The following is a 13,231-nucleotide window of genomic DNA, read 5'->3' on the forward strand; positions in this document are numbered from 1 at the left end:
GAGCTACGGGCCCGACGGTGGGGTCGCGCCGGCGCGACCCCATGCCAGCTCAGGTGCCACCGAGGGCGTCGGTGACGAACTGGTCGACGACACCGTCACCGACCTTGACCGGCGTCTTACCGTCGATCGGGTCGACCGGCCTGGTCGCGGCGGCCACCTGGTCGGCGATCGCGGCGCGGTCGGCGGCGGCCCGGTCGGTGTCGCCGGCGCGCCGGGCGTGCAGCAGGTCCAGCGCGGTGGTCATCGCCTGGCCCCAGGCGGCCATCGAGGTCAGCCACGGGTCGGTCTCGGTGACGAACGACGGCTCCGCACGCTGCCGGATCACCCCCGGTGCCGCCGCGAACGCGGCCACCCGGTGCTCGAACGTCGCGATGCCGTGCGCGTCGTGCGCCGCCCACGCGGTCCAGAAGTCCTTGATCGCCGCGGACAGCTCCGGCGCCTGCTCCCCGGTGATCTTCGGGACCTGGTACTCCACGTCGGCGAACGCGCGCAGCGCGGCGGCGAACCGGTGGTTGCCACCGGCGTACTCGTCGATACCCGCCGACCAGGAACGCTGCGGGTCGTAGGCGCGGTCGTTCCAGCAGAAGTCGGCCACCGTGTACAGGGCGATCTTGCTCGCCGCGGCCTGGTTCATCGGGTTCGCGGTGTCGCCGGCCAGCACGCCGGCCAGCCCGGCCTGCCGGTGCAGGTACGGCGCCATCTCCAGCCGGCCGCGCAGGTAGTCGTTGACCGGGTAGTTGTCCCACAGCAGGATGTCGTGCCCGAACACCTGCTTCGCCTGCCGCGCCTGCTCGACGGTCACCTGGTGGGCGATCACCCCGATGCCGGTCCACATCACCACCACGTCGGGGTCCAGCCGATCGCGCAGCGCCTTCTTGTACGGCGACTCGGTCACGTCGTAGTACTCGGTGGCGACCGTCTGCAGCGGCGCGACGTCGTCGTGCCGGGCCACGAACGCCGCGTTCACCGCGTTCAGCAGGTACGCCTGGGCGGCACCCGCGGCGGCCGCACCGGTCCCGAACTTCTGCGCGTCGGCGTCGCAGTTCCACTTCGTGTAGCTGATGTCGTCCAGCGGGATGTTGAACGAGCGCACCCCGATCGCGTACACCTGCTCGAACTTCGCCACCAGCTTCGCCAGGTCGTCGGCCGACGAATAGCAGACCGACAGGCCCGGCGACAGCGCGTAGGTGAACCGCACGTGGTTCGCCTCGGCCCGCTGCACCAGCTCGGACAGCTGGGCGAGCTGGGCGTCCGGGTACTCGTCGCGCCACTGCGACCGCAGGTACGGGTCGTCCTTGGGGGAGTACTCGTAGGTGTTCAGCTTGTGCGCGCCGTAGAAGTCGAGCTGGTCGAGCCGGTCGGCGTGCGACCACGGCGTGCCGTAGAAGCCCTCGATCGTCCCGCGGATCGGCATCGCCGGCCAGTCCCGCACCGTCACCGCCGGCAGCGTGTGGTGGCTGATCAGCTGCCGCAACGTCTGCACCGCGTAGAACGTGCCGGCACCATCCACACCGGACAGTGCCAGCACGCCGTGCCCGTGCTCCCGACCGCTGGCCAGCACGTACCCCTGCGCCGCGAGCCCCGCCGGGCCGCCGGCGTGCAGGCCGGCCAGCGCGCCGGCGGTCGCGGCGTTCTCCGTCGGCCCACCCAGGTACACGGTCAGCGCACCAGCCGGCGCGGCCCGCGCCGGCGACACGGTACGCACCTGCCGCGCCCCGGCCGCCCGCAGCGTCGCGGTCAACGCGGTACGCGCTGCCGGGTCGGCGCCGGAGCCGACGACCACGGTCACCGTCGACGGCACCGGAAGCGTGCCGCGGCCGGGCGACACCTGCTGCGGGGTCGGCGCGAGCCGGGGGACCAGTGCCCGCGCGGTGGCGGTCGAGCCGACCGCCGCCGACGGCGTGGCAGCGCCGACCAGCGAAGCCGACGGGGTGGCCGAGGCCGCCGAAGCCGACAGGGTTGCCGAGGCGAACAGGATCGCGGCGGCAGTGGGTAGGGCGCGGAACACACGCATGGGACCTCCTGCGACAGCGGCGCCCAGCGGGAGGGGGCGATGCGACGTGACGTGCGCGCGGCATCGACGCCGGGTCGGTCCCATCAGCTCACGCGCTGCCCGACTTGTCAAGATCTGTTCGATATGACGGTGCCTCGAGCGTTCTCGTGCTCGACCGGCACCGCGAACCCGCCCCGGCACGGCAGCCGAACGCCCCCGCGGGGGACAATCGACCACCGGAAGGAGCTGCCGTGCAGATCAGCCTGCTCGGGCCGGTGCGCATCGAGCACGCCGGCCGCGCCGTCGTCATCGCCGGCGCCCGGCTGCGCGCGCTGCTGGCTCGGCTCGCCCTCGACGCCGGCCGGCCCGTCGGCACCGACCGGCTGATCGCCGCGCTGTGGGGCGACGAACCGCCCGCCGGCGCCGGCAACGCACTCCAGTCCCTGGTCTCCCGGCTGCGCCGGGCGCTACCCGCCGACACCCCGATCCGGTCGGTACCGGCCGGCTACCAGCTCGACGTGGCCGCCGACGCCGTCGACGTCCGCCGGTTCGCCACCCTGGCCAGCGACGGCCGGTACCTTCTGCGGCACCGCGACCCCACCGGCGCCGCGCAACGACTGCAACAGGCGCTGCGGCTGTGGCGCGGGCCGGCCCTCGCCGACGTCACCGCCCGTACGCGGCGGCCACCGCCGAAGCGCTCGACACCGACCGGCGCACCGCGCTCGGCGACCTCGCCGAGGCACAGCTCGCCGCCGGCGCACCGCAGCGGGCCGCGGCCACGATCGCCGGCCCGGCCGGCGAACACCCGCTCGACGAACAGCTCTGCGCCCTCGCCGTCCGCGCCCTCGCCGCCGCCGGGCGGCAGGCCGACGCGCTCGCCGCCTACCAGCGCACCCGCGTCGCGCTCGCCGACGAGTTCGGCGTCGACCCCGGCCCCGCCCTCACCGCCGCCCACCTCGCCGTCCTGCGCGGCGAGACGGCCCCGCCCACCCCGGCCGACGCTCCCCGCACGGCTGACCCGCCGCGCCGCGGTGACCTCGCGGCAGCCCAGACCGCGGCGCCGGACGCCGCCACCGCGCCGCCGCACACCGCCACCGCCGCGCCGACAGCGACGACCGGCGGACCGGTCGCGCCGCGCAGCAACCTGCGCGCCGCGCTGTCCAGCTTCGTCGGCCGCGACCGGCAGGTCGGCGAACTGCGCAAACTGCTGTCCGACAACCGGCTCGTCACCCTCACCGGGCCCGGCGGTACCGGCAAGACCCGGCTCGCCACCGAGGCCGCCGGCGCGCTGCTCGACACCTACCCGGACGGCGTGTGGCTGGTCGAACTCGCCGGCGTCAGCGACCCGGTCAACGTGCCGCACGCGGTGTTCGCCGCTCTCGGCGCGAGTACCCCCACCCTCACCGGCAGCCCCCCGAGCCTGCGCGACCGCGCCGTACAGCTGGGTGACCTGCTCGGCGACCGGCAGCTGCTGCTGATCCTGGACAACTGCGAGCACCTCGTCGACGCCGCCGCCCACCTCGCCGAGGCGATCCTCACCCACTGCCGGCAGGTCTCCGTGCTCGCCACCAGCCGCGCCCCGCTCGGCATCACCGGCGAACAGCTCTACCCGGTACCGCCGCTGGACACCCCCGCCGAAGGCGTCGACCTGGCCACCACCCAGGCCAGCCCCGCGGTACGGCTGCTGGTCGACCGGGCCGCCGCGGTCCGGCCCGGGTTCACCGTCACCCCCGGCAACGCCGCCGCCATCGGCGCCATCTGCCGCCGGCTGGACGGCGCGCCGCTCGCGCTGGAACTCGCCGCCGCCCGGCTGCGCAGCCTCACCGCCGACCAGGTCGCCGACCGCCTCGACGACCGGTTCCGGCTACTCACCGGCGGCCAGCGCACCGCACTGCCCCGGCACCAGACCCTGCAGGCCGTCGTGTCCTGGAGCTGGGAGCTGCTCGACGAACCGCAACGCGCCCTGGCCCGCCGGCTGTCCGTGTTCGCCGGCGGCGCCAGCCTCGACGCGCTCGACGCCGTCTGCGCCGACCCACCCCACGCCACCGACCCGGTACTGCCCGCCGCCGCGCTGCTCGACGCGCTCACCGGCCTGGTCGACCAGTCCATCGTCGAGGCCGGCGACGACAACCGATACCGGATGCTCGACACGCTGCGCGCCTACGGGGCCGACCGGCTCGCCGAAGCCGGCGAGACCGGCGCCATCCGCGCCGCCCACCTGCACCACTACCGGCAACTCGCCGAAACGCAGGAACCGATCCTGCGCACCGCCGAACAGGAAACCGCCCTGGCCCGGCTCACCGCCGACTACGACAACCTGCTCGCCGCCCTGCGGTACGCCATCGACGCACGCCAGCCGCGCAGCGCGCTGCGACTCGGCGCGGCGCTCGTCTGGTACTGGTTCCTGTTCGGCCACGCCGACGACGCGATGCGCTGGCTGCGCGAGGTCAACCGGATCGCCCCCACCGAACCACCCGACGGCCTCGCCGCCGCGTACGCCGTCTGCTACGGCGGGGCCAACCTCGAACTGCTCGCCGAACACGGCCACCAACCCGAACGGCTGCGCCCGGTCGTCGACCGGTTCGAACAGCTCGTCGACGCCGCCCGCGCCGAGGGCCCGCTGCCGCCGTTGCTCGCCCTCGGCAGTGCCGTACCCGGCATGCTGTCCGGCGACCACGACGCCGTCCGGCGCCGGCTCGGCGACCTCATCGACCACGCCGAACCCTGGACCGCGGCCGCCGCCCGGCTACTGCACGCCAACCTCGTCCAGGACGCGTACCGGTCGATCGGCGAGTCCGGCGACGACTTCGCCGCGGCCGTCGGCGCGTTCCGCGCCCTCGGTGAACGCTGGGGACTGTCCGCCGCGCTCGTCGGCTACGGCGAACACCTGGTCGTCGCCGGCGACGCCGAACGCGCCGCCGAGGTCCTCACCGAAGCCTGGGACATCGCCCGCCGCTTCATCCCCGACCGCGAACAGCCCGGCTTCCTGCTCCGGCTCGCCAACATCCGTATCCGGGCCGGCGACGTCGACACCGCCGAAGCCGAACTCGCCCAAGCGATCGCGCTGCGCGAGCGCACCCACCGCGCCGACGGGACCCGCGAGCACGAATGGTGGTTCCAGCGCGAGACCGTCAGCGCCGAGGTACACCGCGCCCGCGGTCGCTACGCCGAGGCGCGGGCCTGCTACCGGAGAGTCCTGGACTGGGCCGACGACCCCGCCACCCGGCACCGGCCGCCGCAGCTCGCCGCCATGGCATACAACGGGCTGGCCCGGGTCGCGCTCGACGCCGGCCGGCCCGACGAGGCCACCACACTCGCCCGCGACGGGCTGCGCCGGCTCGCCGGCGCCGCCCACCTGGACATGCCACTCGTCTCGCTGCTGACCGAAACGCTGATCCTGATCGACCGCGAGCGCGACCCGCGGCGAGCCGCCACCCTCGCCGGCGCGCTGGAGGCCATCTGGTCCGGCCGCACCCGCCCCAACGCCGAACTCGGCCGCGCCCTCGACGAGATCCGAGACCGGCTCGGCGCCGACGACTACGCCCGCGCCCGAGCCGACGGCGCCGAACTCGACCTCGACGGCATCTACCGCCACCTGCAGATCCCGCTCGTCCACCGGTAGGGCGGGCCGCCGGCTCGGCGGCCCACCAGCTCACACCTTGCGCCGGTACGCCGCGATCGCCAGCGGCGCGAACACCGCCGTCAACAACACCGACCAGCCCAGCGACCACCACACCGACGAACCCAGCGGGGTACCGGTCAACAACCCCCGCACCGCCGTCGACAGGTGCGACACCGGATTGACGTCCGCCCACGCCTGCAACCACCCCGGCATCGTGCTCGTCGGCACCATCACGTTCGAACCGAACGTGATCGGGAACATCAACACCCCGGAGAACAGCTGCACCGTCGTCGCCGACTTCGCCAACAACCCGATCAACATCGACACCCAGGCCAGGCCCACCCCGAACGCCAGCACCAGCAGCAGCCCCGCCGCCACCTCCAGCGGGTTCGTGTGCACCCGGAACCCGATCAGCATCCCGAACGCCAACAGGATCACCAGCGACGCCGCGAACCGCACCAGCTCACCCATCGTGCGCCCCACCAGCGGCGCCGACCGCGCGATCGGCAGGCTCCGCAACCGGTCGAACACGCCGTTCGTGATGTCCTGGTTGAGCCCCGCACCCGTCGCCATGATCGAGAACACGCCCGACTGGGCGATCAACCCCGGCAGCACGTACTGCAGGTACGACCCCGAGGTCCCCGCGATCGCACCACCGAACACGTACACGAACAGCACGATGAACACCAACGGCTGGATGATGAAACCCGCCAGCTCACCCGGATTCGACTTCAACTGCACCAGGTTGCGCCAGGCCAGGGTGAAACAGTGCTGCACCGCGGTCCACGGACCCAACCGGTGCGCCGCCGGCACCGCCACGCTCGCCATCACACCCTCCCCGACACGGTCTCGGCCACCGACCCGCCCGGCGCCTCGGCACGATGGCCGGTCAGCGACAGGAACACGTCGTCCAGGCTCGGCAGCCGCAACGCCAGCTCCGTCACCGTGATCGCCGCATCGTCCAGCCGGCGCAACACCGCCGCCGGCAGCGCCGGATCCGACACCGGCGCCGACAGCCGACCGCCCTCCGCCACCGGCGGTACCCCCGTCAACGCCGCCACGATCCCCGCCGCCTCGTCCACCCGACTCGGATCCGTCGGCCGGATCTCCAACGTCTGGCCGCCGGTCCGGGTCTTCAACTCGTCCGGTGTCCCCGTCGCGATCACCGTGCCCCGATCCACCACCACGATGTCGTCCGCCAGCTGATCCGCCTCGTCCATGTACTGCGTGGTCAGCAGCACCGTGGCGCCGTCCGCCACCAGCCCGCGCACGATCGACCACAACTCGTTGCGCGAGTGCGGATCCAGCCCCGTCGTCGGCTCGTCCAGGTAGAGCACGCTCGGCCGGCCCACCAGGCTCACCGCGAGATCCAGCCGGCGGCGCATCCCGCCCGAGTACGTCTTGGCGCGCCGGCCACCGGCATCCGACAACCCGAACCGCGCCAGCAGCGCCGCCGCCCGGGCCCTCGCGTCGCGCCGGGACAACCCGAGCAGCCGACCCACCAGGATCAGGTTCTGCACCCCGGTCAGCCCCTCGTCCAACGCCGCGTACTGGCCCGTCAGAGCCACCAGCTGGCGCACCCGATGCGCCTGGTGCACCACGTCGAACCCGGACACCCGCGCCAGCCCGCCGTCCGGCCGGATCAACGTGGCCAGCACCCGCACCGCGGTCGTCTTACCCGCCCCGTTGGGGCCCAACAGCCCCAGCACCCGGCCGGCCGGCGCCGCCAGATCCACCCCGGCCAGCGCGGTCGTCGCGCCGAACCGCTTCACCAGCCCCTCGGCCTCGATCGCGTACCTCACCGGAACCACCCGCCCGGCGGGCGCGCATCCGCGTATCCCATCGTCACCGTTCCCTCCGCAGCTCTCGACCGGACCACCGTGCCCCGGACCGCTGACAGCGCCCGCACATCCCGCTGAGACGCCGCACCGCCGGCCGGGGCTCAGGTCTTCGGCCCGATGAACTCGTCCAGCAGCGCGACATCGTCCCGGGTGGCCACCGAGATGCTGTTGCGCCGGTTGAACCGCCAGCGCGCCCCGATCCGGTCCAGGGCCGCCGCACAGATGCCCAGGATGTCCGCCGACTCGTTCCCGAACAGATACCGCGGGTAGGCGTACTGCTTGCCGCGGACGGTCACCCGGTTGATCGACCGGCAGCCATCGGAGTGGATCAGACCACGGAGCAGAGCGCGAGGCTGCTGGCACACCACAGCCTGCTGCCATTCGACGAGGAGGATCCGGCGGCGGTGTTTTGGTCCCGGGCCGTGCTGCGGAAACAGGTGTGGCCAATGCGTCGAATAGCTCTGCACCGAAACGCAACCGGTCTTCGGCACGATGCTGACGCTCCTGGCGCGGACCTTGAGCATGGCCTGCCGGCACTCGTCGATGATGTCCGGGTAGGCGTTCGCACAGGAGACCCGGAGCACGGGAACCCTGGCACTGGTAACGAGATGGCCGTCGCCGAGGTACTGCCCGAGCAGATAGGCATACGCGTCGGGATCGTCGAGGTCGCTGGGATCCTGGGTGCATCCGGCGCAGGTGCGCAACCGGCGCTCGGCGTGCAGCCGCGCTGCCTGCCGGGCACGCGAACCGTAGATCCAGTGCGCGACCGTGCCGGGGGAGAGGCCGAGCGCACGTGCGATCTGGGTGAGAGACAGACCTGACTCGCGCAGTTGCACGGCCTGCTCATAGGTCTCCGGCGGATGCATGATGGCACCCTGCCCGCGCGGTGTGACAGTTGGCGCGGCGTGACGACCAGGGTGCCGAGAGCGGGACTCGAACCCGCACGCCCCGAAGGGCAGAAGCTTTTGAGGCTTCCGTGTCTGCCATTCCACCATCTCGGCATTTGTCGGGAAAAACGGACATCCACCGGCGGTAGCGGAAGACTCCTCAGATCCAGACGTGCAAAGCGTACCGGCTAGGCTGTGGCGTGGTCGACGGGGTTGGGTGCGTGACACCGTCGGAGACTTGACCGGGAGGCGGAGGTAGGCCGAGTCGTGAGTGCGGAACAGACGGGCGAGACGGCCCGCCGGCGGGTGCTGATCGCGGAGGACGAGGCGCTGATCCGGCTCGACCTTGCCGAGATGCTGGCCGAGGAGGGCTACGAGGTCGTCGGCGAGGCCGGGGACGGGGAGACCGCGGTCCGGCTCACCCGCGAGCACAAGCCCGACCTGGTGATCCTGGACGTGAAGATGCCGATCATGGACGGCATCGCGGCGGCCGAGCAGATCGCCGGTGACCGGCTGGCGCCGGTGGTCATCCTGACCGCGTTCAGCCAGCGCGACCTGGTGGAGCGGGCGCAGGCCGCGGGTGCGATGGCCTACCTGGTGAAGCCGTTCCAGAAGAGCGACCTGGTGCCGGCGATCGAGATCGCGCTGTCCCGGTTCGCCGAGCTGGCGGCGCTGGAGGCCGAGGTGGCGAGCCTGGGCGAGCGGCTCGACTCGCGCAAGGCGATCGACCGCGCCAAGGGCCAGCTGATGACGCGGTACGGGATGAGCGAACCGGACGCGTTCCGCTGGATCCAGCGCGCCGCGATGGATCACCGGTTGACCATGCGCCAGGTGGCGGACCGCATCGTCGCCGAGGGCGGTACCGGGAGTCCCGAGGGCGCCGAGGCCTGAGTCACGCCGTCGTCCGGCCCGCGGTGCGTGCGGCCCGCCGGGCTGTTGCGGCGTGCCCGCCGACCGGCGTCGCCCGACGGCCGCGGGGCGGCTTTCCATCGTGCCTGCCGAACGGCGTCGCCCGAGGGCTGCGTCGCCGTGGCCGCCGACGGGGTTGTCCGAGGGGCGCGTGGCGGTTCCCGCCGTGCCCGCGGGACGGCCTCGCCGACGGCCGTGTCGCGGTCCCGCCAGGCCCTCGCGACGGCGTCGCCGACGGCCGCAGGCGGTGCTGCGGGGCCACCGCCGGGCGGCGTCGAGGTGGTCGTGACATCTTCGTGATGCGGGTCGTCGAGCGGGGCGCGATCCGCTCCGTTTGGTCCCGCTGAATGACGGTTTCTGCTGGTGACGGCGTCGACGCTGAGCGTCCCGCAGATAACGGTTTGGTACGTCCGATCGCCTGCTCACCTTCCCGTGGGGTCGCCACCTCGGATACGTTCCGCGCCACACAGGCAGGCTCGCGCCCTGCCAGGTACGTCGTGTCCCGGCACCGCGGAACCAGTGGGCGCGTGCCTTGAGGGAGGCGGAGCAGAACGTGAACGTCAGGGTGAGACGAGCGTGGCTGGTGGTTCCGGTCGCGTTGTCGGCGGTGGTGGCGATGAGCGCCTGCGCCGAGCAGAACAACGGCGCGTCCGCGGCAGGCAAGTGCGACTCGAAGATCGCCTTCTTCGGCGCGCGCACCGGCCCGAACGCGAACCTGGGCATCAACATCTACAACGGCGTGAAGCTGGCGGTCGACCAGTACAACGCGAAGCACAAGGACTGCAAGGTGACCCTGGAGTCGAAGGACTCGCAGGGCGACGAGAAGCAGGCGCCCGGTCTGGCCCAGCAGCTGGTGCAGGACCAGAAGGTGGTCGGCGTGGTGGGCCCGGCGTTCTCCGGTGAGTCGGAGGCGGCGGACGGCATCTTCGACCAGGGTGGGCTGCCGCTGATCTCGGCGTCGGCGACGAACCCGTCGCTGTCCCAGAAGGGCTGGAAGGTCTTCCACCGGATGCTGGGCAACGACAACGCCCAGGGCCCGGCGGCGGCGACCTACATCAAGGACACGGTCAAGGCGAAGAAGGTGTTCGTCATCGACGACACCACCGCGTACGGCAAGGGCCTGGCCGACGTGGTCAAGAAGAGCCTGGGCTCGCAGGTGGTCAGCACCGACACGGTGCAGCCGAAGCAGACCGACTTCCAGGCGACCGTGGCGAAGGTGAAGAGCTCGAAGGCGGACGCGATCTTCTACGGCGGCTACTACGCCGAGGCCGGTCCGCTGGTCAAGCAGCTGCGCGGGGCGAACGTGAAGGCGGCGTTCGTGTCCGACGACGGCGTGAAGGACGAGGGCTTCATCAAGGGTGCCGGCAACGCGGCCGCGGAGGGTTCCGTGGTGACCTGCCCGTGCATCCCGGGTGACGAGGCGAAGGGCACGTTCTTCGCCGACTACAAGAAGGCGTTCGGCAAGGAGCCGGGTACCTACGGCCCGGAGGCGTTCGACTCGGCGAACGTGTTCCTGGACGGGATCGCGGCCGGCAAGACGTCGCGCAAGGACATGCTGGCGTTCGTCAACGCCTACGACAAGGACGGCGTGACCAAGCACATCAAGTTCGACAGTACCGGCGAGATCGCGAAGTCGGAGATCGTGATCTGGTCGTACAAGGTCTCCGGCGGCGAGATCGTCAAGGACCAGGAGATCAAGGCCACCAGTTGACCGCCGCCGGGGCCGGTGGCGTGGTTCGCCGGCCCCGCGGCAGCCCTTCGTGCTCGTGGCCCGTACCGGGTCGCCGGCCGGTGCCTGATGGCGCTGGCCGGTGGCCGGGTCGCCGTGGGTGCCTTGTCGCCGTGGAGCGTCGTTGAATTTCCATTTCCTGTTCTCGAACATCGGTGACCTGACGGTCACCGGTCTGTCCCAGGGTGCGATCTACGCGTTGATCGCCCTGGGCTACACGCTGGTGTACGGCCTGCTGAAGCTGATCAACTTCGCGCACTCCGAAGTGTTCATGATGGGCACCTTCGGCGCGTTGGTGGCCTGGAACCTGGTGGGCCTGCACGAGAACGACCCGACCCCGTCGCTGCCGATGATGGTGGTGTACCTGCTGGTGGGTCTGGTCGGTGCGATGGTGTGGTCGGGCGTGACGGCGTTGACCGTCGAGTTCGTGGCGTACCGGCCGCTGCGGCGGCGCAACGCGCCGCGGCTGGTCTTCCTGATCACCGCGATCGGTGCCTCGGTGGCGATCAGCGAGGCGGTCGGGGTGATCACCAGCCGCAACCAGTACGGCATGCCGGACCTGTTCAAGACCACCAACCTGATCACGATCGGCAACGTGCACATCACCAACGTCGACCTCGGTGTGGTGGTGGCCGCGGTGGTGATGATGGTGGTGCTGGACCAGTTCATCAACCGGACACGGCTGGGCCGCGGCATCCGCGCGGTGGCGCAGGACCCGGACACGGCCGCGCTGATGGGCATCAACAAGAACCGCGTGATCGTGCTGACGTTCGCGTTGGGCGGGGTGATGGCCGGTGCGGCCGCCCTGCTGTACAACCTGAAGATCGGCGTGACTCGCGCCGACATCGGCTTCCTGCTGGGTATCAAGGCGTTCACCGCCGCGGTACTGGGCGGGATCGGCAACCTGCGGGGCGCGCTGCTGGGTGGTCTCGCGTTGGGACTGGTGGAGAACTACGGTTCGGCGCTGTTCGGTACGTCCTGGCGGGACGTGGTGGCGTTCGTCGTGCTGGTGGTCATCCTGATGTTCCGGCCGACCGGCCTGTTGGGTGAGTCGCTCGGAAAGGCGCGCGCATGACGAGCTCGGGCCCCGGTGGGGGCAAGGCGCGGCAGGACAACCCGGTGATGTCGGCGTTGCGGTCGGCCGACGACCGGCGGTTGGCGGGCCTTTCCGCGATGCGGTCGCGGTGGCGGGCGATTCCCCGCCCGGTGCGGATCCTGTTCGGGCTGGCGGTGGCGGTGTTCTTCTACCTGCTGCCGAACCTGGCGATTCCGTTGATTCCGACGCCGGACACGAACTTCTCCTCGGTGCTGTTCACCGTCGCGGTGTACGTGCTGGTCGGGGTCGGGCTGAACGTGGTGATCGGGCTGGCCGGTCTGCTGGACCTGGGCTACATCGGGTTCTTCGCGGTCGGCGCGTACTCGGTGGCGATCTTCGGCTCGCCCGCCTCGCCGCTCGCCACGAAGTACCCGTGGCTGATGCTGATCCCGATCGCGATCGCACTGTCGATGGTGTCCGGGGTGATCCTGGGTGGTCCGACGCTGCGGTTGCGCGGCGACTACCTGGCGATCGTGACGCTGGGCTTCGGTGAGATCGTCCGGCTGATCGCGGTCAACTGGTCGATCACCAAGGGCCAGATCGGTATCCCGAGCGTGCCGGCGCCGCCGGGGCACTGGGGCAACGGCGATCCGGTCTTCGGCATCATCGACACCCGGCCGTTCTACTGGCTGGCGTTGACGGTGGTACTGATCTGCATGTTCGGCGTCAAGCTGCTGGAGTCCAGCCGGGTCGGCCGGTCCTGGCTGGCGATCCGGGAGGACGAGGACGCCGCGGAGCTGATGGGTGTCCCGTCGTTCAAGTTCAAGCTGTGGGCGTTCGCGATCGGTGCCGGCCTGGGTGGCCTGTCCGGGGCGTTGTTCGCCAGCCGGCAGGGGTTCATCAACTCCAACTCGTTCGACGTGCTGACCTCGATGCTGTTCGTCGCGGCGGTGGTGTTGGGCGGGTCGGGCAACCTGGCCGGGGTGACCCTCGGCGCGGTGCTCATCTCGTACCTGCCGGAGCGGTTCCGCGGGTTCGCCGACAAGCGGTTCCTGGTGTTCGGTATCGCGCTGATCGTGATCATGATCTTCCGGCCGCAGGGGCTGATTCCGAGTAGACGGCGCGCGGTGGAGTTGGCCGACCGCAAACACGAGGCGGCGGAGGAGGCGACCGCGAATGTCTGAGGTGGACACGACCGGCGAGCCGGCCGAGGG

At 71.6% G+C, this 13,231-nt stretch carries 8 protein-coding genes, 1 tRNA gene and 1 pseudogene; 5 read left to right on the plus strand and 5 right to left on the minus strand.

Features of this window, described 5'->3' with window-relative positions:
• Positions 1-49 precede the first annotated feature (49 nt).
• The gene (locus tag Athai_RS12450; RefSeq protein ID WP_203961646.1) at positions 50-2,014 is read right to left on the minus strand and encodes a glycoside hydrolase family 84 protein; all 1,965 of its coding nucleotides are present in this window, start codon (positions 2,012-2,014) and stop codon (positions 50-52) included.
• A 311-nt stretch (positions 2,015-2,325) separates the two neighbouring features.
• On the opposite strand from Athai_RS12450, the pseudogene Athai_RS12460 reads away from it, so the two are divergent.
• Positions 2,326-5,615: pseudogene (locus Athai_RS12460) on the plus strand (ATP-binding protein); the annotation flags it as partial.
• A 30-nt stretch (positions 5,616-5,645) separates the two neighbouring features.
• Here Athai_RS12460 and Athai_RS12465 read toward each other — a convergent pair.
• The 4 genes from Athai_RS12465 to Athai_RS12480 form a co-directional block, all read right to left on the minus strand.
• Positions 5,646-6,443 carry an ABC transporter permease gene (locus tag Athai_RS12465; protein WP_203961648.1) on the minus strand — a complete coding sequence of 266 codons (798 nt, stop codon included), beginning with the start codon at positions 6,441-6,443 and terminating at the stop codon, positions 5,646-5,648.
• Entirely contained in the window at positions 6,443-7,417 is a 975-nt protein-coding gene (locus tag Athai_RS12470; protein ID WP_203961649.1) for an ATP-binding cassette domain-containing protein, read from the minus strand. Before Athai_RS12470 ends, Athai_RS12465 begins: the two co-directional genes overlap by 1 nt.
• 140 nt (positions 7,418-7,557) lie before the next feature.
• A complete protein-coding gene (locus tag Athai_RS12475; protein ID WP_203961650.1) occupies positions 7,558-8,322 on the minus strand; it encodes a sigma factor-like helix-turn-helix DNA-binding protein in 765 nt (254 codons plus the stop codon).
• Positions 8,323-8,374: 52 nt separating this feature from the next.
• Positions 8,375-8,457 (minus strand) — tRNA-Leu (locus tag Athai_RS12480).
• Positions 8,458-8,610: 153 nt separating this feature from the next.
• Between Athai_RS12480 and Athai_RS12485 the strand changes: the two genes are divergently transcribed.
• The 4 genes from Athai_RS12485 (at position 8,611) to Athai_RS12500 (ending at position 13,201) form a co-directional block, all read left to right on the plus strand.
• Complete coding sequence (locus Athai_RS12485; RefSeq protein WP_239156889.1) at positions 8,611-9,234, plus strand: ANTAR domain-containing response regulator; 624 nt, start codon at positions 8,611-8,613, stop codon at positions 9,232-9,234.
• A gap of 571 nt (positions 9,235-9,805) precedes the next feature.
• Positions 9,806-10,963: a branched-chain amino acid ABC transporter substrate-binding protein gene (locus Athai_RS12490; protein WP_239156890.1), complete on the plus strand. Its 1,158-nt coding sequence runs from the start codon at positions 9,806-9,808 to the stop codon at positions 10,961-10,963.
• Between the two features lie 142 nt (positions 10,964-11,105).
• Positions 11,106-12,056 (plus strand): branched-chain amino acid ABC transporter permease, encoded by a 951-nt coding sequence (locus Athai_RS12495; RefSeq protein WP_203961651.1) that lies wholly within the window; start codon positions 11,106-11,108, stop codon positions 12,054-12,056.
• A 98-nt stretch (positions 12,057-12,154) separates the two neighbouring features.
• On the plus strand, positions 12,155-13,201 hold the full coding sequence (locus tag Athai_RS12500; protein WP_420829828.1) for a branched-chain amino acid ABC transporter permease: 1,047 nt from the start codon (positions 12,155-12,157) through the stop codon (positions 13,199-13,201).
• The last annotated feature ends 30 nt before the right edge of the window (positions 13,202-13,231 follow it).

The sequence above is a fragment of the Actinocatenispora thailandica genome, from assembly GCF_016865425.1.
Taxonomy (GTDB): domain Bacteria; phylum Actinomycetota; class Actinomycetes; order Mycobacteriales; family Micromonosporaceae; genus Actinocatenispora; species Actinocatenispora thailandica.

What these genes read in the sequence shown, in the direction of transcription:
- Athai_RS12450 (WP_203961646.1), bottom strand. Translation starts at nt 2,014, where the DNA reads ATGCGTGTGTTCCGCGCCCTACCCACTGCCGCCGCGATCCTGTTCGCC.
- Athai_RS12465 (WP_203961648.1), bottom strand. Translation starts at nt 6,443, where the DNA reads ATGGCGAGCGTGGCGGTGCCGGCGGCGCACCGGTTGGGTCCGTGGACC.
- Athai_RS12475 (WP_203961650.1), bottom strand. Translation starts at nt 8,322, where the DNA reads ATGCATCCGCCGGAGACCTATGAGCAGGCCGTGCAACTGCGCGAGTCA.
- Athai_RS12500 (WP_420829828.1), top strand. Translation starts at nt 12,155, where the DNA reads ATGCGGTCGCGGTGGCGGGCGATTCCCCGCCCGGTGCGGATCCTGTTC.